Below are 25491 nucleotides of genomic sequence, written 5' to 3'. Positions count from 1 at the left end.
TAGGGTGAAGAGTGGATGAGCCTTTGCCTTTTACGCAGGGGCAGAGACAGTGCCGGCGCATCACTCACGCCACGCCCCGTTGCGCATGAAATTCCAGCCACGACTTATCACCACACGGTTTCCCTGATCGCACCCTATGGATTTCTGGTAGCGTCCTATGGAATAATATCCACCATTCATAGGTCTTGGATCCTGTCGGGGGGAGTTTTTGGTGCAACTCCGTATCATTGCCGGCGATGCGGCGAACGCGTCCCGCCACATCCTCTTCCTTCATGGTCTTTCCGGGCATATGGAGAAGACCTGGACGGGTGGCCAGCCGGACAATCCCGAACTTTGGCCCCACTGGCTGGCGGAGGATTTTCCCGGTACGGCGGTCTGGCTCGTGGGCTACCCCGCCCCGTGGACGCATTGGTTCAATTACGGATCGACGCTGTCCGAGGTGGCGGATAACCTGCTGGCACGGCTGCAGGCGGAAGACCGGCTTTGCCGTGGAACGATGGTATTCGCCGGCCACAGCTACGGCGGTCTGGTCATCAAACAGCTTTTCCGCGCGGCAGACCGGGATTCATCCCGTCATGACCGGGCGCGGAGCCTCCTTGCGCGCAGCAAGGAGGTTGTCTTCTTCGGCACCCCCCATCGGGGGGCCGTGCTTGCCAACATCGCCGATGCCGTGCGTTTTCCGCTCAGGCCCTCCCACCCGACCCAAGAGCTTCGTATCGGGAACGGGCATGTCCAGGATCTCTACTCGTGGTACAAGAGCTTCAGCCGGGATGAAGGCCTGCGCCATCTTCCCTTGAGCGAGGGCAAGCCGGTCACGGTTTTGGGAGTGTCCGTCCCGGCTTTCCTGGGGAAGATCGTATCGTTCATCAGCGCCGACCCCGGCGTTGCGGAATTGCCGGTCTCGCTGATCGACGAAAACCACATCTCGATGTGCAAGCCGCGCAGCCGGGACAGCGATGCTTATGTCTTCCTGCGCCATTTCCTGCGGGGGCACCCGCCCGAACCGCTTCCCCCCGGTTTCGAATCCCCGGACTGGCTGGCGGGCGACACCGGCCTGCGCGCCCGCCTGCGGCCCGACCGGCAGGCCTATGTCCCGGCCACCGACGGCCCGACCATCGAAGCGCTGCTGCAACGGCTTGAGGATTACGAACATCCCCTGGTCATCACCGGCGACGGCGGGCTGGGCAAGACCCGCCTGGCCCTGGAACTTTGGCGCGCGTCCGGCCACCGGGGCGTGCTGATCCAGCGGGACGCCACCGCCGAGGGGGTCCGCGCCCTCATTCAAAAAGCCAAGGATGAAAACAAGACGATCCTTTTCCTGATCGACTATATGGAGGAATTGAGCGGCCAATACGACGCGATCCACCAGACGGTCATCCGGGAAAGCGGTGGTTTCGCCTTTCTGATCACGACATCACGCACCATAAGCGTGGATGGTCTGGCGAAGACCGGCCCCCGCTATCTCAACGCGCGCGCGTGCCAGGACATCTCCCTGAACGACGACAGCCTGAAGCCCTGGCGGGAACATGTCTGTGCCCAAATTCTGCAAGCGGGCGGTGTGCCGGAATCCCTCCGGCACGAGCTTGCGGGGCTGGATGTGCCCGTCATCGCGTCGCTGGCCGCTTATGATTTCGAAAAACACGGCGTCACCGACGCAACCGGCATCGGCCGGGATGACGGCGCATGGCTGACCCGACGCTTGCGCCAGCATATCGGCGATTCCCTTGAGCCGGAGGATTTCATCACGCTTCTGTGTCTTTACCCCTTCGGCACGGACCTGCGTGATGCCCTCCCCAAAGAACTGCGTGCCGCCTCCGACAATCTTCAACGCCAGGGGTGGGTGTCCCAGACACCATCCGGGGAGGGCACGGAATGGCGGCTGGGGCACGATCTCTTATCGGACATCCCCCTGGTTATGTTCCTTCTCGCCGAGCAAAGGCCCGCCCTGCGCTATGAACGGATCGCGCGGCTTGGGCAGCGCGCCAATGCTCTGGGCGGCACGAACCGCTTTGCACGGTCGCTGAGCAGGGCGTTGCGGCGCTTGATCGGTGGCACGGAAGCCTGTGATATTCTTGATACGTTCCAAGCTTGCATCACGCCCCTGTCATCGGCCAATCCAGACCCTGATCTGGCCCGTCAGGTTGGGGAGAAAGCGCTGTATTCTCTTTCTCTTCCATTGTATCAAAAAATCGGAATTTTTCAAAATCTATCAAATTTATTTTATTATCAATTAATTGGATTAATCGATATATTCACTGATGAATTAAATGAATTCAAAAATCTCTTCCGTGAAGAATATAATCTCATCATCGAATTAATTAATTTTTCAACTTTTGGATGCCAGTGTCATGCTGATAAAGTTTTGCGTTTAATTCAAAAAGGCTCAGAAGCTTCACATCACTACTTGGAAAGAACTCCAATAAAATTACGTGGATCGCTCATTCCTGGTTTCGGGAATGGCTTATCGGACATGTTAAAGGTAGAAAGCGTTGCTGCGTTACCAAAACATGAGGGTGAATGGATTTCACAAGCAATGTTCATGTTTGCCGAGCATATCGCTGGACGCGACAACGACCCCAGCGCCTATGACACCGTGATCCAACGCTTCGCCGACGATCAACACCCGCAGGTCCGCGAAGAGGCGGCCAAGGCGGCCTTCAACAAGGCTCATCGTATCGCTGAGCACGACAACGACCCCAGCGCCTATGACACCGTGATCCAACGCTTCGCCGACGATCAACACCCGCAGGCCCGCGAACAGGCGGCCAAGGCAGCCTTCAACAAGGCCCATCGTATCGCCAAGCGCGACAACGACCCCAGCGCCTATGACACCGTGATCCAACGCTTCGCCGACGATCAACACCCGCAGGTCCGCGAAGAGGCGGCCAGGGCGGCCTTCAACAAGGCTCATCGTATCGCTGAGCACGACAACGACCCCAGCGCCTATGACACCGTGATCCAACGCTTCGCCGACGATCAACACCCGCAGGCCCGCGAACAGGCGGCCACGGCGGCCTTCAACAAGGCCTATGACATTGCCGAGCGCGACAACGACCCCAGCGCCTATGACACCGTGATCCAACGCTTCGCCGACGATCAACACCCGCAGGCCCGCGAATGGGCGGCCAAGGCGGCCTTCAACAAGGCCTATGACATTGCCGAGCGCGACAACGACCCCAGCGCCTATGACACCGTGAACGAACGCTTCGCAGACGATCAACACCCCGAAATCCGCGAACTGGTGCAGCTTGCAAGAGAAGCCCGGATGGGGTGGCTGGTGGTTGCGGGAAGGTTTGATGACGCGCTTGAAGAAAGCGACATCCTGCTCACCTCACCCGAAACAAATCCGGGCAGACTCGCCGCCGTTGCCTTCCTCACCTGGCTTGCCGCACCGACACCAGAGCACAAGGAACGCGCCGACGATCTTGCCGCCGCGTTGAACGGGGAGCCGACAACGTGGACATTCGACGAGTTTGCGCAACGGATCGCAGACCTCGGTCCCGATGACCGGGCCTTTGCCGCGGCCATGATCCGCCGCCTCGAACGACCGCGGTCCTGAACCGCCGCGGCCGGACCGGAAGGCAAACCCGCCCCCGGCTCAGCCCCTTCCGCCCTGCCCCCGCGCCGTCACTCCCGCGAAGCCGCCGAGGGGTTGCCGTATCCGCCGCCGCCCGGGGTTTCGATGATGATGGTCTCGCCCGGCTGCATCTCCACCTTGGCGGTTGGACCCAATTCCTCCACCAGACCGTCGGTGCGCTGGACCAGGGTGCGGCCCACGCTGCCCGGCTTGCCGCCCTTGAGGCCGAAGGGGGGCACGCGGCGGTGGTTGGCCAGGATGGCGGCGGTCATCGCCTCCAGGAAGCGGATGCGGCGGATCACCCCGTCGCCGCCGCGGTGCTGCCCCGTCCCGCCCGAGCCGCGGCGGATGCGGAACGCCTCCACCACCACGGGGAAGCGCCATTCCAGCACCTCCGGGTCGGTCAGGCGGGAGTTGGTCATGTGGGTCTGCACCGCGTCGGTGCCGTGGAACGCGGCCCCGGCGCCGGAGCCGCCGCACACCGTCTCGTAATACTGGTGCCGCTCGTTGCCGAAGGTGAAGTTGTTCATCGTCCCCTGGGACGCCGCCATCACGCCCAGCGCACCGTACAGCGCGTCGGTGATGCACTGGCTGGTTTCCACATTGCCGGCCACCACCGCCGCCGGATAGCGCGGCGCCAGCATGGAGCCGGGGGGAATGCGGATGCGGATGGGTTTCAGGCACCCCTCGTTCATGGGGATGTCGCCGTCCACCAGCGTGCGGAAGACATAGAGCACCGCCGCCCGGCACACGGCGGCCGGCGCGTTGAAATTGCTGTCCAGTTGCGGGCTGGTGCCGGTGAAGTCCACCTCCGCCGAACGGGTGCGGCGGTCGATGGCGATCCGCACGTGGATCACGGCCCCATTGTCCAGCGCCAGTTCGAACGTCCCGTCCGACAGCACGTCGATGGCCCGGCGGACCTGCTCCTCGGCGTTGTCCTGCACGTGGGACATATAGGCGCGCACGGTGTCCAGCCCGAACTGGGACACCATGCGGCGCAGCTCCTGCGCGCCCTTTTCGTTGGCGGCGATCTGCGCCTTCAGGTCGGCCATGTTCTGGGCCAGATTGCGCACCGGGTGCGGGCCGCTGGTCAGCAGCGCCACCGTTTCCTCGTCCCGCAGGGTGCCGGCCTCCACCAGCAGGAAATTGTCGATCAGAACGCCTTCTTCGATGATCGACCGGCTGTCGGGGGGCATGGAGCCGGGGGTGATGCCGCCCACATCGGCGTGGTGGCCGCGGGATGCCACGAAGAACAGCAGGTCGCTGTCCTGCGCGTCGAACACCGGCGAGATCACCGTGATGTCGGGCAGGTGCGTGCCCCCATGATAGGGGTCGTTCAGCATATAGACGTCGCCGGGCCGCATGGCGCCGCGGCGGCGGTCGATGACCGTGCGCACACTCTCGCCCATGGACCCCAGATGCACCGGCATGTGGGGGGCGTTGGCGATCAGCCCGCCCTCGCGGTCGAACAGGGCGCAGGAGAAATCCAGCCGCTCCTTGATGTTGACCGAGGTGGCGGTCTTTTGCAGCGTCGAACCCATCTGTTCGGCGATGGACATGAACAGGTTGTTGAACACCTCCAGCATCACCGGGTCGGCCTGGGTGCCCACCGCCCGGCGCTGGGGCCGGCGTTCGTGGCGCGACAGCACCAGATGGTTCTTCACCGTCACGTCGGCCAGCCAGCCGGGTTCCACCACCACCGTTCCCACCGCCTCGCGGATCACCGCCGGGCCGACAATGCGGTTGCCGGGGGCCAGACGGGCGCGGTCGAACACCGGCGCCTCGCCCATGCGCCCGCCGGTGAACATCCTCACCGTCGCCAGCCGCCGCGGCAGCGCCTTGCTCTCCGGCCACGGCAGGTCGGGATCCGGGGCGGTCTCGGTACGGCCCACCGCCTCCACCGCCACCGCCTCCACCACCAGCGCCTTGGCCGTCATGGCAAAGCCGTAGCGCTGGGCGTGCGCCGCCTCGAACGCCGCGGTCATGGCCTCCACGCTGCCGAACGGCACGGTCAGGGGGGTGTCGGACCCGTCGGCCTTGATGTGGGCGGTGCGGTGCAGGATGATCCGGGAGTCCTCCACCCCCTGGCGCAGCAATTCGCCCCGCCCCTCCACCGCCAGCCCGTCGAGAACCGCTTCCAGCTTGGGCAGCAGGTGGGCGTCCAGCCGCGCTTCCACCGCGCGTTCGCGAATGGCGACCATATCGGCCAGCCCGATGCCATAGGCCGACAGCACGCCCGCGTGGGGATGCAGATAGACCCGCGTCATGCCCAGCGCGTCGGCCACGGCGCAGGCGTGCTGCCCCCCGGCCCCGCCGAAGCAGTTCAGCACGTACTGGGTCACGTCATAGCCGCGCTGAACCGAGATCTTCTTGATGGCGGTGGCCATGTTGTCCACGGCCACGGTCAGGAACCCCTCCGCCACCGCTTCCGGGGTCAGCACCCGGCCGGTGGCGGTGCGGATGCGCTCCGCCAGTTCGGTGAACCGGGTCCGCACCACGGCGGCGTCCAGCGGCTCGTCGCCGCCGGGGCCGAAGACGGCGGGGAAATGGGCGGGCTGGAGCTTTCCCACCATCACGTTGCAGTCGGTGACCGTCAGCGGCCCGCCGCGGCGGTAGCACGCCGGGCCGGGGTTGGCGCCCGCACTTTCCGGCCCCACGCGGAACCGCGCCCCGTCAAAGGTGCAGATGGAGCCCCCGCCCGCCGCCACCGTGTGGACGTGCATCATGGGTGCCCGCACCCGCACCCCCGCCACCACGGTTTCGAACGTGCGCTCGTACTCCCCGGCGTAATGGCACACGTCGGTGGAGGTGCCGCCCATGTCGAAGCCGATGATTTTTGTGGCGCCGGCCATGGCGGCGGTCCGCACCGCCCCCACCACCCCGCCGGCCGGGCCGGACAGGATGGCGTCCTTGCCGTGGAAGAAGCGGGCGTCGGTCAGGCCGCCGTTGGACTGCATGAACATCAGCCGGACGCCGTTCAGCTCGTCGGCCACCTGCTGCACATAGCGGCGCAGGATGGGGGAGAGATAGGCATCGACCACCGTGGTGTCGCCGCGCCCGACGATCTTCATCAGCGGGCTGACCTCGTGGCTGGCCGAGACCTGCTCGAACCCCACGGCGCGGGCGATGGCGGCCACCTGACGTTCGTGTTCGTGATGGCGGTAGCCGTGCATCAGTACGATGGCGGCGGCGCGGATTCCCTCCCGATGGGCCTGTTCCAGCCCGAGACGGACGGCACGCAGGTCCACCGGCCTTTCCACCGTGCCGTCGGCCCGCACCCGTTCCGGCACCTCCACCACCTTGTCGTAAAGCAGTTCGGGCAGGACGATATGGCGGGCGAAGATGGCGGGACGGGCCTGATAACCGATGCGGAGCTGGTCGGCGAACCCCTCGGTGATCAGCAGGACGGTGCGCTCGCCCTTGCGCTCTAGGAGCGCGTTGGTGGCGACGGTGGTGCCCATCTTCACCACCTCCACCCGGTCGGGCGTGATCGGCTCGCCGGGGGCGAGTTCCAGCAGGTCGCGGATGCCCTGGATGGCGGCGTCGCGGTAGCGTTCGGGGTTTTCCGACAACAGCTTGTGGGTCACCACGGCGCCGTCGGGGCGGCGGGCCACGATATCCGTGAAGGTGCCGCCCCGGTCGATCCAGAACTGCCACCGCCCGGCCGCTCCGCCGTCCCTGGTCCCCGTCGTCATCCGCCGCCTCTTCCCGTCCAGTCCATTGGAAAACAACCGGGAAGGAGTGTCGCTATTCAGACGCGAAGGTCAACAGAAGAGCGTAATACTTTGTACCTACGCCCTTCCCTTGTTACGCCGCCCGCCGTTCGGTCCAGGCGGTGGCCGCCTGCAGCCCGTCCAGCACGGCCCCCACGGCGTTGGTGCTGTCCTCCAGCGCTTCCAGGGCCAGGGAGAACTGATCCGCCGATTCCAACGGGATGGTGGCGATGACCTCGCCGCCGTCGATCTCGGCCTTGCCGCCGTAACGGCGGGCCAGGGCCCGCATGCGGCGGTTGGTGGACTGGCAGATGATGGCGATGGTGGTGATCGAACGGTTGCGCGCGATGGTCAGCGCCCGGCGCACCAGGGCCGAGCCGATGCGCATCTCCTGGAAGTCCTTTTCCACGCTGATGGCCAGTTCGGCGGAATCGGGCCACAGCAGGCGGTCGGTGCACAGCTCCACCGCCCCGCGCAACACACCCTGATGGAACGCCCCGATCAGAATCGTGCGGGTCCAGTCCAGGTTGCGGCAATGGTTTTCGATCACATCGTCGGATACGGTGCCGGAGAAACGCGCGTGCCGGTCGGCCCGGCTCAGGCGTAAAAGATGATCGCGGTACCGGCTGATTTCCGCCGGCAGCAGCTTACGGTACACAGGCATAACAACATGCTCCTGATTACGGGTGTCGAATGACACACGTCTCAGGGCGTCCATTCCCAAGGTGATGCCCCCGTTTGGCCGGGTGGCTTTGATGCATTGCAACATAAACAGGGTGCAGACATTTGTCATCCCCGGTCCCGAAAGTTTGTGACGCATGCGTGATATCGCGGCAACAGTTGGCGGCGGCCCCGCGGGCGGCTATCGTGCCGCCGGACGTTATGGCAAGGGCGCGTGGGCGATGAGCATTTGGGGCAAGATCCTGGGCGGGGCGGCGGGGTTCGCCATCGGCGGTCCGCTGGGCGCGCTTCTGGGGGCAGCCGCCGGCCACGCGGTGGACCGCATGAGCGATCCCGGGCCGGAGGGCGCGGACGGCACCCGCTCCATCGCCTTCACCATCGGCGTGATCGTGCTGTCGGCCAAGATGGCCAAGGCCGACGGCACCGTGAAACGGGTCGAGGTGGACACCTTCAAGCGCCTGTTCGACGTCCCGCCGGAGGAGATGGGCAACGTGGGCCGGGTGTTCGACCTCGCCCGCCGCGACAGCGCCGGGTTCGAGGTCTATGCCCGGCAGATCGCCTCCCTCTTCAGCCCCCGCGACCCGGTGCTGGAAGACCTGCTGGAAAGCCTGCTGCGCATCGCCGAGGCCGACGGCGAGGTGCACGAGAGCGAGGTGGCCTATCTGCGCGCCGTGGCATCCATCTTCGGGTTCGGCGACGGCGACTTCCGCCGCATCATGGCCGAGCATTGCGTCACCTGCGACCGCGCCGCCGACCCCTACACCGTGCTGGGGGTGGCCCCCGGCGCGGACGCCGCGGCGGTGAAGGCCGCCCACCGCCGGCTGGTGCAGGAGCACCACCCCGACCGGCTGATCGCCCAGGGGCTGCCGCAGGAATTCATCGACCTCGCCACCGACCGTCTGGCCGCGGTCAACGCCGCCTACGACGCCATTCAGAAAAGCCGGCGGACGGCGCCGTAACGCGCCCTCTCCCCCCGCCCGACAACGGAAAACAGTGTAACCATCATGGCTCCTCCCGCTCCCATCGTCGCGCTGCAGGGCGTCTCCGTCACCTTCGGCGGGCGCCCGCTGTTCGAAGGACTCGATCTCGCCGTGTCCCGCGGGGACAAGGCGTGCCTGGTCGGGCGCAACGGCTCGGGCAAATCCACGCTGATGAAGGTGCTGTCGGGGGAAATCGCGGCGGACGGCGGCGACCGCTTCGTCCAGCCCGGTTCCCGCATCGCCTATCTGCCGCAGGAGCCGGATTTCAGCCGCTTCGCCACCGTCCACGATTACGTGGCCGCCGGCCTGCCCGCCCCGGAACAGGACGAGGCGCACCGGGTGGACGCGGTGCTCGACCGGCTCCAGCTTCCCGGCCACCTGTCCCCCACCACGCTGTCGGGGGGCGAGGCGCGGCGCGCGGCGCTGGCCCGCGCGCTGGTGGGCGACCCCGACGTGCTGCTGCTGGACGAGCCCACCAACCACCTGGACCTGCCGACCATCCAATGGCTGGAAGAGGAGCTGGCGGCCTACCGCGGCGGCCTGCTGCTCATCAGCCACGACCGCGCGTTCCTGAACCGGCTGGCCAAGCGCACCTTGTGGCTGGACCGCGGCGCCCTGCGCCCCAGCGACCGCCCGTTCAAGGACTTCGAAGCCTGGCAGCAGGAGGTGTTCGAGGCCGACGAGGCCGCGGCCCACAAGCTGGACCGTAAGATCGAGGGCGAGATGAAGTGGCTGCGGGAGGGGATCTCCGCCCGCCGCACCCGCAACATGGGCCGTGTGCGCGCCCTGCTCCAGCTCCGCACCGACCGGGCGGAGCGCATCAAGGGCGGGCAGCAGGCCAAGCTGGCGGTGGCCGAGGCCGAACGCAGCGGCCGCATGGTGATCGAGGCGGAGGACGTCTCTAAGACCTTCCAGACCGACGAGGGGCCGAAGCCCATCGTCAAGGGCTTCACCACCCGCATCCTGCGCGGCGACCGCATCGGGCTGATCGGCCCCAACGGGGCGGGGAAGACCACCCTGCTGAAGATCCTGACCGGCCAGATCGCCCCCGACAGCGGCACCATCAAGCTGGGCACCAATCTGGAAACCATCACGTTCGACCAGCGGCGGGAGGGGCTGGACCCCGACGACACCATCCGCCGGGTGCTGTGCCCCCACGGCGGCGACAAGGTGATGGTCAACGGCAATCCCCGCCACGTGGCCGGCTACATCAAGGATTTCCTGTTCGACACCCGCCAGTTGGACAGCCCGGTCAAGGCGCTGTCGGGCGGTGAGCGCAACCGGCTGCTGCTGGCCCGCATGTTCGCCCGCCCGTCCAACCTGATGATCCTCGACGAACCCACCAACGATCTGGACATCGACACGCTGGACCTGCTGGAAGAGGTGCTGAGCGATTATCAGGGCACGCTGCTGCTGGTCAGCCACGACCGCGACTTCCTCGACCGTCTGGTCACCTCCACCATCGCGGTGGAGGGCAACGGGGTGGTGGCCGAATACGCCGGCGGCTACAGCGACTACCTGCTCCAGCGCCCGGCACCGGAGGCGGCCAAGCCCGCCGCGGCACCCAGGGCCAAACCCGCCGACACGGCGCCCGCCGCACCCAAGCCCCGCGGAAAGCTGAGCTACAAGGACCAGCGCGAACTGGACGAGCTTCCCGCCCGCATGGACACGCTGGGCAAGGAGATCGCGGCGCTGGAAACCGAACTGGCCGACCCGGCCCTGTTCACCCGCAACCCCGCCCGGTTCGAGAAGGCCGGCACCACCCTGCACGAGAAGCAGACGGCGCTGGAAGCGGCGGAGGAACGGTGGCTGGAACTTGAATCCCTGCGTGAATCGCTGGAGGGCGGGCGGTGAGCGTCCGCGACACGCTGCTGGTTCTGGTGGTGGTGGCGCTGTGGGGGATCAATTTCGTCTCCTCCAAGATCGGGGTGACGGAGTTTCCGCCGCTGTTCCTGATGTTCCTGCGCTTCACCCTGGTGGCGGCGGTGCTGCTGCCCTTCGTGCGGGTGCCGTGGGGCAAGCTGGGGAACATCGCCATCCTCGCCGTCATCCTCGGCGGCATCCATTTCCCGCTGATGTTCAACGGCATCCGGGGGCTGGACGCCGCCACCACCTCGGTGGTGGCGCAGCTTCAGGTGCCCTTCGCCTCGCTGTTGGCCGCCATCTTCTTCCGCGACAAGCTGGGGTGGCGGCGGGCGGCGGGCATGGTGGTGGCCTTTGCCGGGGTGGTGCTGATCGCGGGCGAGCCGCGGCTGGCCTCGTCCCTTGGGCCGCTGCTGTTCGTGGTGTCGGCCAGCTTCGCCTTTGCCGCCGCCAACGTGCAGATCAAGCGGCTGGGGGCGGTGGACGGCTTCACGCTGAACGCCTGGATGGCGTTGTTCGCCGCCCCGCTGCTGCTGGTGCTGTCCCTGATCCTGGAGGACGGGCAGTGGCACGCGGTGACCCACGCCACGTGGCGCGGGTGGGCCGCCCTCCTCTACATCGTGGTGGCGGCGACCATCATCGCCTATGGCCTGTGGTACTACCTGATCGGGAAGTACGACGTGAATCAGGCGGTGCCGTACATGCTGCTGATCCCGGTGTTCGGCGTGCTGTCGGGCGTGGCGGTGCTGGGCGAGCCGCTGACGTGGACGCTGGTGATCGGCGGGCTGTTGACCGTGGCCGGCGTCGGGGTGATCGTGATCCGCAAGCCCGCCGTGGTGAACGTGAAGACCACCAGCCTGACCTGACGGAAAAGCCCCCTTTGCCCACGCCGTCCCATCCGCCGACCGTTCCCCGCCCCTCCCCCAACCACGGGCCGCGCCCCGCGGGGGCCGGCGTGGAGCTTCTGGTCCTGCACTACACCGGCATGCCCGACGCGGACTCGGCCCTGGCCCGGCTGTGCGATCCGGGAAGCCAGGTCAGCGCCCATTACACGGTGGACGAGGACGGCACCGTCTATGCCCATGTGCCCGAGGACCGGCGGGCGTGGCACGCGGGCGTCAGCGCCTGGCGGGGCCGGGCCGACGTCAACAGCCGCTCCATCGGCATCGAGATCGTCAATCCGGGCCACGAGTTCGGCTACCGCCCCTTCCCCCCCGCCCAGATGGACGCGGTGGAGGCCCTGTGCCGGGACGTCATGGGACGGCATGGGATTTCCCCCGCCGATGTGGTCGCCCACAGCGACATCGCCCCGGCGCGCAAGGAAGACCCCGGCGAACTGTTCGACTGGCCCCGGCTGGCCGCCGCCGGAATCGGCCTCTGGCCCATGCCGTCCCAGGAGGACGGGGGGCCGTGGGACGAGAGGGGCGTGGCGGACCTGCTGGCCCGAATCGGTTACGACCCCGCCGCCCCCCGCGCGCTGCTGGCGTTCCAGCGCCGCTACCGCCCGTGGGGGCTGACCGGCACCCCCGACGGCGAGACCGTGGCCCGTCTGCGGGCGCTGGTCCGGCTGATGGGGCGCTGATTCGCACCGTCATGCGAAATCTTGTGCTTGCCCTTCCCCCCGCGGCCCTTTATGTAGAGCGCGCCAGACGGTCGGATGGTCGCCTTTGGTCTTCGGACCGGGGGAGGAAAGTCCGGGCTCCACGGAAACACGGTGCCGGCTAACGGCCGGCGGGGGCGACCCTAGGGAAAGTGCCACAGAGAGCAGACCGCCGTCTCCCGCCCATGCTGTCCCTCTTTGGGGAGACGATGGGAACAACGGCAGACGGTAAGGGTGAAAGGGTGCGGTAAGAGCGCACCGCGGTCCCGGCAACGGGAACGGCATGGTAAACCCCACCGGGAGCAAAACCGAATAGGGATGGCAGGTTCAGGGGTTCCGTCATGGGATCTCATGGGCCGGATGCGTTTCCGCATCGCCGTCCGGGTTGGTTGCGTGAGGCGTTCCGGTAACGGGCGTCCCAGATGAATGACCATCGCGCGGGGGCGACTCCGCGGCACAAAACCCGGCTTACAGACCGTCTGGCGTTTACCAATCCCGACCGCTTCCCGCCACGCAAAGACCGCCATCCGGTGACGAATCGGGGCGACTCGTTGTGTTTCAGCCCTTTCACACGGTGGTTTCACGGGTGAAAAGGTGACGCACATTTACGGTCACGATTTCGCTTGACCGTGGCGTGTTTCTCTCCCGCCCTCCGCCCTCTGGCGTATCACCTTGGACAATCCCCGATTTATCCCCAGAGAAATCCACCGTTGTGGATATCTGTGGCGCGCATTCCCATGCTGTCCCATGATTCCGGCCCGGCTACATACTCTTGGATTAAGCCGTTCAGAGAGTCTGATTCGTTGCTCACCAATCTTATTTCAAATGCATTGTGAAAGAAAAACCGGGAACATACCTTGAACACCTGTGGATAAAGTTATCCACACCCCTCCGAATCGCATGATTTCTTGGAAATACTGCTTGCGTGCCTGTTTTCTCATCACCGATTTGCGCGCAAGCCACAGTGGGGGGAAAATCTCTTGACACCCCGATTCGATTACTAGGGCAGCGTTGACGCCCATGGTGGCCCATGATATCCCATGAAAACCCAATTCCTGGGTGGTTGTACCCAATCCGGGCTACATCATGCAGGGGCCGGCAGCGCGAAGCCGGCGGGTGCGGCGGGGATCGCCGCCGGGGGAAACGCTGGGGGGACCAAGGGGCCGATGGCCGTATTCCTGTCCACATATGTCAACAAAGTTGACAGGAAGGGACGCGTTTCGGTTCCGGCGCAATTCCGTCAGTCGCTGGCCAAAACCAGCACGCCCGGTACGGTTTATGTCTGGCCGTCTCTTAACCATCAGGCGCTGGAAGGCGCCGATCAGGACTATCTCGACATCTTGAGCGAAAGCCTCGACTCCCCCGATCTTGAAGAGGATGAACGCGAGATGATCGAGACCTTCATTTTCGGAAAGCTGGTTCCTCTGACCATCGACAATGAAGGGCGCTTCGTCCTGCCCCAGCATCTGGCGGATTTCGCCGGCATCACCGAGGAGGCGGCCTTCATCGGCCGCCGCAAGACGTTCCAGATCTGGGAACCCAAGGCGCTGCAGGCCCACGAGGATGCGTTGCGCGACCAGGTGGTCCGCCGCGACATCTCCCTGTCCAGCATCGTCGCCAAGGCGTCCCGCGGTGCCGCCGGCCGGAAGGAGGGGGCATGACCACCCAGCCCCCCGTCCATATCCCGGTCCTGCTGGCCGAGGTGGTGGAGGCGCTGAGCCCCCGCGACGGCGCCGTCTATGTGGACGGCACCTTCGGGGCCGGCGGCTACACGCGCGCGATTCTGGAGCGCGCCGACTGCCGTGTGATCGCCATCGACCGCGACCCCGACGCGCACGCCCGCAGCCACGCCCTGACCCAGCGGTTCCCCGGCCGCCTGACCATGGTCGAGGGCTGCTTCGGCGACATGGACACGCTTCTGGCCGAGCACGGCATCGGGCCGGTGGACGGGGTGGCGTTGGACATCGGCGTGTCCTCCCCCCAGATCGACGAGGCCGAGCGCGGCTTCTCCTTCCGCTTCGACGGCCCGCTGGACATGCGCATGGGACGGCATGGGCCCACCGCCGCCGATGTGGTGAACAACGCCGGCGAGGAAGACCTCGCCGACATCATCTTCCACCTGGGCGAGGAGCGGCACGCCCGCCGGATCGCCCGCGCCATCACCGCCGCCCGCCGGCTGGCACCCATCACCCGCACGGCCCAATTGGCCGATGTGGTGCGGGGGGCCGTGCCGGGCAAGAAGGGCGGGCGTGACGGCATCGACCCCGCCACCCGCACCTTCCAGGCGCTGCGCATCCATGTGAACGACGAGCTGGGGGAATTGTCCCGCGGCCTGTCGGCGGCGGAACGCATCCTGGCGCCCGGCGGCCGTCTGGCCGTCGTGTCCTTCCATTCGCTGGAGGACAGGGTGGTCAAAAACTTTCTCAAAGACCGCTCGTCACCGCCGGCCGCCCCGTCGCGGCACACCCCGGTGACCGCAGCGGATCATCCCGATCCCTCGTTCCACCTGCTTCACCGCAAGCCGGTGACGCCGGGGGATCAGGAACTGGCACTCAACCCGCGTGCGCGCTCGTCCCGTCTGCGCGCCGCCGAACGCACCGCCGCGCCCGCCTTCCGGGCCGCGGCCAAGGAGGCAGGAGTATGAAGGGAAAGATCATCCTGTTCTGGCTTGTCCTGATCGGCGGCGCCGGAGCCTTTCTCTTCCAGACGGCCTACCAGGTGCAGGGACTGGAGGAGGAGCTGGTCTCGCTCAACCGCCAGATCGTGCGCGAACAGGAAAGCATCCAGATCCTGAAGGCGGAGTGGAGCTATCTGAACACCCCGACCCGGCTGGAAAAGCTGGCGCGGGAGTATCTCCAGCTCCAGCCGAGCGAGGCCCGCCAGTTCGTCGCCAAGGCCGATTCCGTGCCCATGCGCCCGGAACAGCCCATCGCGTCGGAAATCATCCGCACGCCGCGCCTGCCGGTGGCCATGCCGCTGCCCGCCGCCATCCCCGCGGCGGTCCCCGCCACCGCCAAGGCCCAGACCCCCGCCCCGGCGGCGATGCCGGGCGTGGTTCCCGCCTCGGCCCCCGCCCCGGTGAAGACGCCCAAGACCACGGGCGCCACCGCGCTGGCCTCCATCCCCGCCGCCGGCCCGGCGGCGGTGGTCGCCCCGCGCGCCCCGGCCCCGGCGGTGCAGCAGGCGTCCACCCTGCGCCCGCCCCAGCCCAGCGCCCCGTCGGCCACCGCCAAGCCGCAGAACCCCGCCCCCATGGGCCAGCGGGCACCCCAGCCCGCCGCGGGCCGTGCCGGCGCCGGCTCCGGCGGTGACGATCCCATGGGCATGCTGATCGCCCGCCTGGGAGGGACGCGATGAGCCACCAGCCGCTGAATGGCTTCGAGCCGATCGGCTATCCCCACGCCCGCCCGGCGGTGGCGGAACCGCGCAGCGCCCTGACGGTGGCGCTGGAGCAGTGCCGCATGCGCCTGATGGTCACCGCCGCCATGGCGGCGCTGGCCATGGGGACGGTGTCGGTGAAGCTGGTCAAGGCGACGCTGTTCCAGGAAGCGGCGGAACCCCGCCAGACGGTGGCGGTGGCGGCGGGGGATGCACCGGTCAACCGCGCCGACATCCTCGACCGCAACGGCAACCTGCTGGCGACCTCGCTCGCCACCGGGTCGGTCTATGCCGACCCCAAGCTGGTGCAGAACCCGGCGGAGGCGGCGCGCAAGCTGGCCTCCGTCCTGCCCGACATCGACGTGAAGGATCTGACGGCCAAGCTGGCGTCGGAAAAGCGCTTCATCTGGATCCGGCGCAACCTGTCGCCCAAGCAGCAGGCGGCGGTGTTCCGCCTGGGCATCCCCGGCGTGTCGTTCGAGCGGGAGGAAAAGCGCTTCTTCCCCGCCGGCAACCTGACGTCCCACGTCATCGGCTTCACCGGGGTGGACAACAACGGCCTGGCCGGCATCGAGCAGGGGTTCGACAAGCGGCTGAAAGCTGAAACCTCCACGCCGCTGCAACTGTCCATCGACGTGCGGCTCCAGCACATCATGAAGAAGGAGCTGGCCGCGACGGTGGAGGAATTCCGCGCCATCGGCGCCGCCGGCATCGTCTATGACGTGCGCACCGGCGAAGTGCTATCGATGGTGTCGCTGCCGGATTTCGATCCCCAGGATCCGCCGGATTCCAAATCGGACGCCCTGTTCAACCGGACCACGCTGGGCGTGTACGAGATGGGCTCCACCTTCAAGATCTTCAATTCCGCCATGAGCCTGGATTCGGGCAAGGTGCGGATCACCGACATATTCGACGCCGCCCACCCCATCAAGGTCGGGCGCTTCACCATCGGCGATCTTCACAACCTGCACCGGCCGCTGTCGGTGGCGGAGATCTTCCAGCATTCGTCCAACATCGGCTCGGTCCACATGGCGCTCACCGCCGGCGTGCCGACGCAGAAGGCGTTCATGCAGAAGATGGGCTTCACCCGCCCGACGGCGCTGGAGTTGCCGGAAAACGGCTGGCCGCTGGTGCCCAACCCGTGGCGCGAGGTGAACGCCATGACCATCGCCTTCGGCCACGGCATCTCGGTCAGCCCCATGCACACGGTGGCCGCCGCCGCGTCGATCATCAACGGCGGCGTGTTCCACCCGCCCACCCTGCTGAAGCGCGATCCCAACGGCCCCATTCCGGGCGAGCGGGTCATCTCGCCCCAGACGTCGGACCTGATGCGCCGCATGTTCCGCATCGTGGTGACCGAGGGCACGGCCAAGGGGGCCGCCGCCCCCGGCTATGTGGTCGGCGGCAAGACCGGCACGGCGGACAAGCAGAAGGGCAAGAGCTACGCCAAGAACTCGCGCATGTCGTCGTTCCTGGGCGCCTTCCCCATGCAAGACCCCCGCTACATCGTCTATGTGCTGATCGACGAGCCGCAGGCAACGGCCAAGACCTACGGCTACGCCACCGGCGGCTGGGTCGCGGCCCCGGCGGTGGGGCGCATCGTCAAGCAGATCGGCCCCTTGCTGAACGTCCCCCCGGTGGATGAGAACGCGCCGGAGATCCTGAACGCGGTTTACATGAACCTCAACGGCACCTTGCAACGGGGTAACGCCATTGCTGCTGTCCCGACTCCTGCGCCAAAACAGCGCTGACGCACCCGCCGCCGTCCTGGCGCGGGATGTGGACGTCACGGGGCTGACCGCGGATTCCCGCCGGGTCGGCCAGGGGAGCCTTTTCGCCGCCCTGCCCGGCGCGAAGCTGGACGGACGCGCCTTCATCCCCCAGGCCGTGGCCGCCGGGGCCGCCGCCGTGCTGGCGCCCGAGGGCACCGCCCTGCCCGCCGGGTGCGGCGATGCCGTGCTGATCACCGATCCCGAACCGCGGCTGGCCTTTGCCCGCATGGCCGCGGCGTTTCATGATTTCCGCCAGCCCGCCGTGACGGTGGCGGTCACCGGCACCAACGGCAAGACCTCCACCGCCCAGTTCGCCCGCCAGATCTGGGAAACGCTGGGCCACAAGGCGGCGGCGGTGGGCACGCTGGGGGTGACGGCGCCGGGCATCGACCATTACGGCGCCATGACCACCCCCGACCCGGTGGCGCTGCACGGCATCCTGGCCGACCTTCAGGGCGCCGGCATCACCCACATGGCAATGGAAGCCTCCAGCCACGGGTTGGACCAGTTCCGGCTGGACGGGGTGCGGCTGGCCGCGGCGGGCTTCACCAACCTGACCCGCGACCATCTGGATTACCACGGCACGCTGGACGCCTATTTCGCGGCCAAGGCCATGCTGTTCGAGCGCGTGCTGCCCGAAGGGGCGGCGGCGGTGCTGAACGCCGACGTGCCCGAATTCACCACCCTGTCGGAAATCGCCGCGGAGAAAAACCGCCGGGTGTTCAGCTATGGCATGGCCGGGCGGGACATCCGGGTTCTGGGCGTCCACCCCCTGCCCCACGGGCAGCGGCTGGAGTTGCTGGTGGAAGAACGCCCCTTCACCATCGACCTGCCGCTGGCGGGCCGGTTCCAGGCATGGAACGCGCTGTGCGCGCTGGGCATGGTGATCGGCGCCGGCACCCCGGCGGAACAGGCGGTGCCGGCGCTGGCCCGGCTGACCGGGGTTCCGGGGCGGCTGCAGCATGTGGCGACCCATCCCAACGGCGCCCCGGTGTTCGTGGATTTCGCCCACACCCCCGACGCGCTGGAAACCGTGCTGAAGGCGCTGCGCACCCACACCGGCAACCGTCTGGTGGTGGTGTTCGGCTGCGGCGGCGACCGCGACCGCGGCAAGCGCCCGATCATGGGCCGGCTGGCCGCCGACCTGGCCGACCGGGTGATCGTGACCGACGACAACCCCCGCACCGAAGACCCCGCCTTCGTCCGCGGCGAGGTAATGGCCGGTTGCCCCGGTGCCGAAGAGATCGGCGACCGCCGCGCCGCCATCCGCGAAGCGGTGCGCGGGCTGGCCCCCGACGACGTGCTGGTGCTGGCCGGCAAGGGCCACGAGCACGGCCAGATCGTCGGCACCACCGTCCACCCCTTCGACGACGCCGACGAGGCCCGCGCCGCGGTGGCCGCGGTGACCCAGGAGATCGGCGCATGACCGGTACTCTCCCCATCCTGTGGACCGATGAGGACGCCGCCGCCGCCACCGGCGGGCGCGCCACCGGCACCCGGTGGCAGGCCACCGGCGTGTCCATCGACAGCCGCACGGTGAAGCCCGGCGACCTGTTCATCGCCATCAAGGGGCCGAGCTTCGACGGCCACGCCTTCGTAGCCCAGGCGCTGGACAAGGGGGCTGCCGCCGCCCTGGTCAGCGACGTGCCCCCCGGCGTGGCCGGCGATGCGCCGCTGCTGGCGGTTGACGACACCCTGGCGGCCATGACCGACCTGGGCCGCCGGTCGCGGGTGCGGACCCGTGCGCGGGTGATCGGCGTCACCGGGTCGGTGGGCAAGACCGGCACCAAGGAGGCGCTGCGCCACGTGCTGTCGGCGCAAGCCCCCACCTTCGCCACCGAAGGCTCGCTGAACAACCATTGGGGCGTGCCCCTGTCGCTGGCGCGCATGCCGGCGGACAGCGCCTATGCCGTGTTCGAGATGGGCATGAACCACGCGGGCGAGCTGGGGCCACTGTCCCGGCTGGTCCATCCGCAGGTGGCCGTCATCACCACGGTGGAACCGGCGCACATGGAATTCTTCGCGTCGGTGGAGGCCATCGCCGACGCCAAGGCGGAAATCTTCGACGGCATGGGACCGGGCGGGGTGGCGGTGCTGAACCGCGACAACCCCCATTTCGCCCGCCTGCTGGCCGCGGCCCGCACCCAGGGCCTGACGGTCAAGAGCTTCGGCACCCACGAGGAGGCGGACGCCCGCCTGCTGGCCGCCGATCTCGGCCCCGACGACAGCCGGGTGTCCGCCCGCATCGGCGGGGCGGCGGTGGACTACACCATCGCCCTGCCCGGCCGGCACTGGGTGATGAACAGCCTGGCCGTGCTGCTGGCGGTGAAGGCCGCCGGGGGTGGCGTGCCGGCGGCAGCGGCGGCCTTCGCCACCCTGCCCTCGGTCAAGGGCCGCGGGGTGCGCAGCCGCGTCACCACCACGGACGGCGCCGCCTTCACCCTGATCGACGAGAGCTACAACGCCAGCCCGGCGGCCATGGAGGCGGCCTTCGCCGTTCTGGGCCGGCTGGCGCCCACCGACGGCGGGCGGCGGCTGGCGGTGCTGGGCGACATGCGCGAAATGGGGAGCAAGGCCGATTCTTTGCACACCGGCCTTGCCCCAGCACTGCTTGCCGCCGGGATCGACACCGTTTACTGCTGCGGCCCCCACATGCGCGCCCTGTTCGACACCCTGCCCGCCGCCGTCCGCGGCGCGTGGGCCGAGGACAGCGCCGCCCTGGCCCCCCTGGTCGCAGAACGCGTTGCCGGTGGCGACGTGGTGCTGGTCAAGGGGTCCGCGGGCAGCCGCATGGCACGGGTGGTCGAGGCGCTGAGCGCCCTTGGCCGCTCCAACGACGACAACAACCCCTCCCCGACGCCCGCCGCGGCGCCCGGTCAGCGAGGCTGAGGCCCTCTGATGCTCTATAATCTCCTGGCCCCCCTGGCCGACGTCTTCAGCCCGCTGAACCTGTTCCGCTACCTGACCTTCCGCACGGGCGGGGCGGTGCTGACGGCGCTCATCATCAGCTTCGTGTTCTTCCCCCGCATGATCGCGTGGCTGAAGAGCAAGCAGGGCGAAGGCCAGCCGATCCGCACCGACGGGCCGGAAACGCATCTGAAGAAGAAGGGCACGCCCACCATGGGCGGGCTGATGATCCTGGTCACCATGTCGCTGTCCACCATCCTGTGGAGCGACATCACCGACCCCTATGTCTGGGTGGTGCTGTTCGTGACCGTCGGCTACGGCCTGATCGGCTTCGGCGACGATTACCTGAAGCTGACCAAGCGCAACACCAAGGGCCTTCCCGGCAAGGCCAAGCTGGTGGGACAGGTCGCCATCGGCGCCATCGCCGCCTATGCCGTCACCGTGATCGCCCAGGCGCCCATGGCGACCGGGCTGGCCGTGCCCTTTGTCAAGGATTACGTCATCCAGTTGGGCTGGTTCTTCGTGCCGGTGGCGGTGTTCGTCATCGTCGGTGCGTCGAACGCCGTCAACCTGACCGACGGGCTGGACGGGCTGGCCATCGTGCCGGCGATGATCGCCGCGGGCTGCTTCGGCCTGATCTCCTACCTGTCGGGCAACGCCATCTTCGCCAACTACCTCCAGATCCACCATGTGCCGGGGGCGGGCGAACTGACGGTGTTCTGCGGCGCGCTGATCGGTGCCGGCCTGGGCTTCCTGTGGTTCAACGCCCCGCCGGCCATGGTGTTCATGGGCGACACCGGATCGCTGTCGCTGGGCGGCGCGCTGGGCGCCATCTCGGTCGTGACCAAGCACGAGATCGTGCTGGCCATCATCGGCGGGCTGTTCGTGCTGGAAACGGTGTCGGTGATCGTTCAGGTCACCTCGTTCAAGCTGACCGGCAAGCGGGTGTTCCGCATGGCGCCGCTGCACCACCACTTCGAGAAGAAGGGATGGGCGGAGCCGACGGTGGTCATCCGCTTCTGGATCATCGCCACCATCCTGGCCCTGATCGGGCTGTCCACGCTGAAGCTGCGGTGAGGCGGCCATGATCGACCTCTTCTATATGAACGGGCTGCCGGTGGCGGTGATGGGGCTGGGGAAGACTGGCCTCGCCACCGCCGCGGCCCTGCAACGCAGCGGGGCCGAGGCCCTGGTGTGGGACGACAACCCCGCCAAGCGCGACGAGGCGCTTGCCGCGGGGTTCACCCTTTTCGACCCCTCCACGGCGGACCTGTCGGACCTGACCACCATCGTGTGGTCGCCCGGCATCCCCCACACCTTCCCCAAGCCGCACCCGGCAGCACTCCGCGCCCGCGAAAGCGGCGTGGAGGTGGTGTGCGACATCGAACTGCTGGGCCGCTCGGAACGGGACGCCGCCTTCATCGGCATCACCGGCACCAACGGCAAATCCACCACCACCTCGCTCATCGGCCACATCATGGACGCGGTGGGGCACCGGGCGGCGGTGGGCGGCAACCTGGGCACGCCGGTGCTGACCCTGCCGGCCCTGGGGGCCGGGGGCACCTATGTGCTGGAAATGTCGTCGTACCAGTTGGAACTGACGCTCTCCATCACCTTCGACGTGGCGGTGCTGCTGAACATCACCCCGGACCATCTGGACCGGCACGGCGGCATGGACGGCTACGTTGCCGCCAAAAAGCTGATTTTCCACCGCCAGACCAAGCCGCGCACGGCGGTGATCGGCGTGGACGACGACCATTGCCGCGCCATCCACGCCGAACTGAAGGCCGCGGGCGATCAGGTGCTGTGCCCCATCTCCGGCAACGGGCCGGCGGCGGGGGGCGTCTATGCCGCCGATGGCTGGCTGGTGGACGACCGTGACGGAGCGGCGGAGCGGGTGGTGGCGCTGGCCGACCTGCCCACCCTGCTCGGCACCCACAACGCCCAGAACGCCGCCGCGGCCTATGCCGCGGTGACGGCGGCGGGCGTGCCCGGCCCCGCGGCGGCAGCGGCCATGAAGACCTTCCCCGGCCTTGCCCACCGGCAGCAGTTGATCCGCACCATCGGCCCGGTGCGCTTCGTCAACGACAGCAAGGCCACCAACGCCGACGCCACGGAAAAGGCGCTGGCCACCTTCGATCCGATCTATTGGATCCTGGGCGGACAGGCCAAGAGCACCGGGCTGGACGGGCTGGACGCCTATATGGGCCGCGTGCGCCACGCCTTCCTGATCGGGGAGGCGCAGGACCGCTTCGCCGGCTGGCTGGAGGCGCGCAACGTGCCCTTCACCCGCTGCGGCACCCTGGACGTGGCGGTGGAAAAGGCCGCCGCGCTGGCCGGGGCCGAAGCCCGGCCCGGTGCCTGCGTGCTGCTGTCCCCGGCGTGCGCCTCGTGGGACCAGTTCACCAGCTTCGAGGCCCGCGGGGACGCCTTCGCCCGCTTCGTCAACGCCCTGCCGGCAGAGGGATAAGCCCGCCATGGTGACGTTCGACCGTACCGATCAATCCGTCTTCGGCCGCTGGTGGTGGACGGTGGACCGCTGGCAGATGCTGGCGCTGGCCATCCTGATGGGGGTCGGCACGGTGCTGATCACCGCGGCCAGCCCGCCGGTGGCCGAACGCATCGGCATCGACGACACCTTCTATTTCGTCGAGCGGCACCTGATGATGCTGGTGCCCTCGGTCCTCATCATGCTGGCGGTGTCCATGCTCCAGCCGCGCAAGGTGGTGCGGCTGGCGCTGGCGGTGTATGGCGTGTCGCTGCTGCTGGTGTTCGCCACCCTGTTCGTCGGCGTGGAGATCAAGGGCGCGCGGCGGTGGATCCACATCCCCGGCATGTCGATCCAGCCGTCGGAATTCGTCAAGCCGGCCTTCGCCGTGGTGGCCGGGTGGCTGTTCTCGCTGACCCGCACGTCGCCGGGCTTCCCCGGCTGGCTGGTGGCGCTGGTGCTGTACGTCATCACCGTGGCGCTGCTGATGTCCCAGCCGGACCTGGGCATGACCTTCGTCATCAGCGCGGTGTGGTTCACGCAATTCTTCCTGGCGGGTCTGAACCTGCTGCTGGTGGCGGGTCTGGCCGGGCTGGGTGTGGCCGGGCTGGTGGGGGCGTACTTCACCTTTCCCCACGTTACCAGCCGCATCGACCGCTTCCTCAACCCCGCCTCGGGCGATACCTATCAGGTGACCCGCTCGCTGGAAGCCTTTGCCAACGGCGGGCTTTTGGGCACCGGCCCCGGTCAGGGCACGGTCAAGTTCTCGCTTCCCGACGCGCACGCCGATTTCATCTTTGCGGTGGCGGGGGAAGAAATGGGGCTTGTGTTCTGCCTGGGGATTGTCGTTCTCTTCGGCTTCATCGTCCTGCGCGGCTTCGCGCGGGTCTTCAACGACAACAACTATTTCGTACTGCTGGCAACCGCGGGTCTGCTGGTGCAGTTCGGGTTGCAGGCGCTTATCAACATGGGTTCTTCGCTGCATCTTCTGCCGACCAAGGGGATGACGCTTCCCTTCATCAGCTACGGCGGTTCCTCGCTGATCGCGTTGGGGTTCGGGATGGGCATGGTGCTCGCCTTCACCCGCAAACGCTTCGGCACGGACAGCTGAGGGGGGATGCGGTCATGAGCTTCCTGTCCGAAAAACCGTTCATGCTGGCCGCCGGGGGCACCGGCGGGCACTTCTTCCCGGCCGAGGCGCTGGCGCGCGAACTGCTGGACCGCGGCTATCCGGTGACCCTGGTCACCGACCGCCGGGGGCAGGCGTTCGGCGGCACGCTGGAACAGGTGCCGGTCCACCGCATCCATTCCGCCCCGCCCGGCGCCGGCTTCGTCAACAAGGCCAAGGCGGCGGTGCAGATGGGCGTCGGGCTGCTGCAGGCCCGCGCGCTGATGCGCCACCTGACCCCGGCGGCGGTGGTGGGCTTCGGCGGCTACCCGTCGGTGCCGACGGTGTTCGCCGCGGTGCATTCGGGCGTGCCGGCCCTGATCCATGAACAGAACGCGGTGCTGGGCCGGGCCAACCGGATGCTGGCCCCCGGCGTGCGCCATCTGGCCGTGGCCTTCCCCGAGGTGTCGGGGCTGCGCGATGCCGACCGGGCCAAGCTGGTGCGCACCGGCAACCCCGTGCGCCCGGCCATCGCCGCCTTGCGCGATGCCGGCTATGCGGCCCCATCCGCCGACGGCCCCATCCACCTGCTGGTGATGGGCGGCAGCCAGGGGGCGCGGGTGCTGAGCGAGGTTCTGCCCGCCGCCATCACCCAATTGCCCGAGGGCCTGCGCGCCCGCCTGCACCTGTCGCAGCAGTGCCGGCCCGAGGATCTGGAGGGCGTGCGCGCCGCCTATGCCGGCGCCGGCCTGGGCGGGCTGGAGCTGGACAGCTTCTTCCACGACGTGCCGCAGCGTCTGGCCGCCTGCCATCTGGCGGTGACGCGGGCCGGGGCGTCCACGGTGGCGGAGCTGACGTGCCTTGGGCGCCCGGCGCTGCTGGTGCCCTACCCCCACGCCATGGACGACCACCAGACGGCCAACGCCCGCCAGCTTGACGCGGCGGGCGCCGCTTGGATGATCCCGCAGCCCGACTTCACCGCCGAGACGGTGGCCGCCCGGCTGGCATCGCTGCTGGCCGCCCCCGATACCCTGGCGGCCACCGCCGCATCCGCCCACGACTGGGGCACGGCCGACGCGGCGGCCCGGCTGGCCGACGCCGTCACCGCCATGGCCGAGGCCGCCGCCGCCGGCATCCCCTCCACCCCCTCCACCCGAACCGAGGCCGCGGAATGAAACAGCTTCAGCGCCGCCCACGCATCGACCGCGCTCTGCGCGACTGGGCGCCCGAGACCACCCGTGACGAACTTCGGTGGTCCCAGCGGCCCGGCTGTCCGCTCATTCCCCGCACCCTGGCCGGCGCACACGGGTTCCTGCGCGACCGCCTGCACGTGATCACCGGGGCGGAGGCCCTGCCCATGGGCCTGACCGACAACGCGGTCGATGCCACGCTGCGCCTGATGCTCCGCCGGGGGAACTGCTGAC

The 25491-nt window shown here is 68.0% G+C and carries 18 protein-coding genes and 1 other RNA gene; 17 read left to right on the top strand and 2 right to left on the bottom strand.

Going from position 1 to position 25491, the window contains the following annotated elements; translation table 11 throughout:
- Positions 1–211: 211 nt before the first annotated feature.
- Positions 212–3559 (top strand): HEAT repeat domain-containing protein, encoded by a 3348-nt coding sequence (locus M2352_RS10705; protein ID WP_264664476.1) that lies wholly within the window; start codon positions 212–214, stop codon positions 3557–3559.
- A gap of 68 nt (positions 3560–3627) precedes the next feature.
- Here M2352_RS10705 and M2352_RS10700 read toward each other — a convergent pair whose 3' ends face one another.
- Together M2352_RS10700 and M2352_RS10695 are read right to left on the bottom strand one after the other, a co-directional pair.
- Positions 3628–7272 (bottom strand): hydantoinase B/oxoprolinase family protein, encoded by a 3645-nt coding sequence (locus tag M2352_RS10700; protein ID WP_264664475.1) that lies wholly within the window; start codon positions 7270–7272, stop codon positions 3628–3630.
- Positions 7273–7384: 112 nt separating this feature from the next.
- On the bottom strand, positions 7385–7954 hold the full coding sequence (locus tag M2352_RS10695; protein WP_264664474.1) for a GNAT family N-acetyltransferase: 570 nt from the start codon (positions 7952–7954) through the stop codon (positions 7385–7387).
- 238 nt (positions 7955–8192) lie between these two features.
- On the opposite strand from M2352_RS10695, the gene M2352_RS10690 reads away from it, so the two are divergent.
- The 16 genes from M2352_RS10690 (at position 8193) to M2352_RS10615 (ending at position 25490) form a co-directional block, all read left to right on the top strand.
- Positions 8193–8930, top strand: coding sequence for a molecular chaperone DjiA (locus M2352_RS10690; protein WP_264665336.1), 738 nt, complete (start codon positions 8193–8195; stop codon positions 8928–8930).
- Between the two features lie 45 nt (positions 8931–8975).
- Entirely contained in the window at positions 8976–10805 is a 1830-nt protein-coding gene (locus tag M2352_RS10685) for an ATP-binding cassette domain-containing protein (protein ID WP_264664473.1), read from the top strand.
- Entirely contained in the window at positions 10802–11680 is an 879-nt protein-coding gene (locus M2352_RS10680; protein WP_264664472.1) for a DMT family transporter, read from the top strand. The genes M2352_RS10685 and M2352_RS10680 overlap by 4 nt, the downstream gene beginning before the upstream one ends.
- A gap of 14 nt (positions 11681–11694) precedes the next feature.
- The gene (locus M2352_RS10675) at positions 11695–12396 is read left to right on the top strand and encodes an N-acetylmuramoyl-L-alanine amidase (RefSeq protein ID WP_264664471.1); all 702 of its coding nucleotides are present in this window, start codon (positions 11695–11697) and stop codon (positions 12394–12396) included.
- A 63-nt stretch (positions 12397–12459) separates the two neighbouring features.
- Positions 12460–12901, top strand: an RNA gene (rnpB, locus tag M2352_RS10670) — RNase P RNA component class A.
- Positions 12902–13454: 553 nt separating this feature from the next.
- Entirely contained in the window at positions 13455–14075 is a 621-nt protein-coding gene (locus tag M2352_RS10665; RefSeq protein ID WP_264664470.1) for a division/cell wall cluster transcriptional repressor MraZ, read from the top strand.
- Positions 14072–15058: a 16S rRNA (cytosine(1402)-N(4))-methyltransferase RsmH gene (gene rsmH / locus M2352_RS10660; protein ID WP_264664469.1), complete on the top strand. Its 987-nt coding sequence runs from the start codon at positions 14072–14074 to the stop codon at positions 15056–15058. The genes M2352_RS10665 and rsmH overlap by 4 nt, the downstream gene beginning before the upstream one ends.
- Entirely contained in the window at positions 15055–15771 is a 717-nt protein-coding gene (ftsL, locus tag M2352_RS10655; RefSeq protein ID WP_264664468.1) for a cell division protein FtsL, read from the top strand. Before rsmH ends, ftsL begins: the two co-directional genes overlap by 4 nt.
- Positions 15768–17543: a peptidoglycan D,D-transpeptidase FtsI family protein gene (locus M2352_RS10650; protein ID WP_264664467.1), complete on the top strand. Its 1776-nt coding sequence runs from the start codon at positions 15768–15770 to the stop codon at positions 17541–17543. The genes ftsL and M2352_RS10650 overlap by 4 nt, the downstream gene beginning before the upstream one ends.
- Complete coding sequence (locus M2352_RS10645; RefSeq protein ID WP_406567244.1) at positions 17506–18990, top strand: UDP-N-acetylmuramoyl-L-alanyl-D-glutamate--2,6-diaminopimelate ligase; 1485 nt, start codon at positions 17506–17508, stop codon at positions 18988–18990. The genes M2352_RS10650 and M2352_RS10645 overlap by 38 nt, the downstream gene beginning before the upstream one ends.
- Complete coding sequence (locus tag M2352_RS10640; protein WP_264664466.1) at positions 18987–20453, top strand: UDP-N-acetylmuramoylalanyl-D-glutamyl-2,6-diaminopimelate--D-alanyl-D-alanine ligase; 1467 nt, start codon at positions 18987–18989, stop codon at positions 20451–20453. The genes M2352_RS10645 and M2352_RS10640 overlap by 4 nt, the downstream gene beginning before the upstream one ends.
- 9 nt (positions 20454–20462) lie before the next feature.
- Positions 20463–21548, top strand: a complete 1086-nt coding sequence (gene mraY, locus M2352_RS10635) for a phospho-N-acetylmuramoyl-pentapeptide-transferase (protein WP_264664465.1) — start codon at positions 20463–20465, stop codon at positions 21546–21548.
- Between the two features lie 7 nt (positions 21549–21555).
- Entirely contained in the window at positions 21556–22941 is a 1386-nt protein-coding gene (murD, locus tag M2352_RS10630) for a UDP-N-acetylmuramoyl-L-alanine--D-glutamate ligase (protein WP_264664464.1), read from the top strand.
- Between the two features lie 7 nt (positions 22942–22948).
- Positions 22949–24070: a putative lipid II flippase FtsW gene (ftsW, locus tag M2352_RS10625; RefSeq protein ID WP_264664463.1), complete on the top strand. Its 1122-nt coding sequence runs from the start codon at positions 22949–22951 to the stop codon at positions 24068–24070.
- A gap of 14 nt (positions 24071–24084) precedes the next feature.
- Entirely contained in the window at positions 24085–25242 is a 1158-nt protein-coding gene (gene murG, locus M2352_RS10620) for an undecaprenyldiphospho-muramoylpentapeptide beta-N-acetylglucosaminyltransferase (RefSeq protein ID WP_264664462.1), read from the top strand.
- Positions 25239–25490 carry a hypothetical protein gene (locus tag M2352_RS10615; protein WP_264664461.1) on the top strand — a complete coding sequence of 84 codons (252 nt, stop codon included), beginning with the start codon at positions 25239–25241 and terminating at the stop codon, positions 25488–25490. The genes murG and M2352_RS10615 overlap by 4 nt, the downstream gene beginning before the upstream one ends.
- The last annotated feature ends 1 nt before the right edge of the window (position 25491 follow it).

This window comes from Azospirillum fermentarium, from assembly GCF_025961205.1.
In the GTDB taxonomy this organism is placed as follows: domain Bacteria; phylum Pseudomonadota; class Alphaproteobacteria; order Azospirillales; family Azospirillaceae; genus Azospirillum; species Azospirillum fermentarium.
This window is presented reverse-complemented; position numbering and strand designations above follow the sequence as displayed.

Coding starts and splice junctions, on each gene's coding strand:
- M2352_RS10700 (WP_264664475.1), bottom strand. CDS start 7,272: ATGACGACGGGGACCAGGGACGGCGGAGCGGCCGGGCGGTGGCAGTTC.
- M2352_RS10695 (WP_264664474.1), bottom strand. CDS start 7,954: ATGCCTGTGTACCGTAAGCTGCTGCCGGCGGAAATCAGCCGGTACCGC.
- M2352_RS10690 (WP_264665336.1), top strand. CDS start 8,193: ATGAGCATTTGGGGCAAGATCCTGGGCGGGGCGGCGGGGTTCGCCATC.
- M2352_RS10685 (WP_264664473.1), top strand. CDS start 8,976: ATGGCTCCTCCCGCTCCCATCGTCGCGCTGCAGGGCGTCTCCGTCACC.
- M2352_RS10665 (WP_264664470.1), top strand. CDS start 13,455: ATGAAAACCCAATTCCTGGGTGGTTGTACCCAATCCGGGCTACATCAT.
- rsmH (WP_264664469.1), top strand. CDS start 14,072: ATGACCACCCAGCCCCCCGTCCATATCCCGGTCCTGCTGGCCGAGGTG.
- ftsL (WP_264664468.1), top strand. CDS start 15,055: ATGAAGGGAAAGATCATCCTGTTCTGGCTTGTCCTGATCGGCGGCGCC.
- M2352_RS10650 (WP_264664467.1), top strand. CDS start 15,768: ATGAGCCACCAGCCGCTGAATGGCTTCGAGCCGATCGGCTATCCCCAC.
- M2352_RS10640 (WP_264664466.1), top strand. CDS start 18,987: ATGACCGGTACTCTCCCCATCCTGTGGACCGATGAGGACGCCGCCGCC.
- mraY (WP_264664465.1), top strand. CDS start 20,463: ATGCTCTATAATCTCCTGGCCCCCCTGGCCGACGTCTTCAGCCCGCTG.
- murD (WP_264664464.1), top strand. CDS start 21,556: ATGATCGACCTCTTCTATATGAACGGGCTGCCGGTGGCGGTGATGGGG.
- ftsW (WP_264664463.1), top strand. CDS start 22,949: ATGGTGACGTTCGACCGTACCGATCAATCCGTCTTCGGCCGCTGGTGG.
- murG (WP_264664462.1), top strand. CDS start 24,085: ATGAGCTTCCTGTCCGAAAAACCGTTCATGCTGGCCGCCGGGGGCACC.
- M2352_RS10615 (WP_264664461.1), top strand. CDS start 25,239: ATGAAACAGCTTCAGCGCCGCCCACGCATCGACCGCGCTCTGCGCGAC.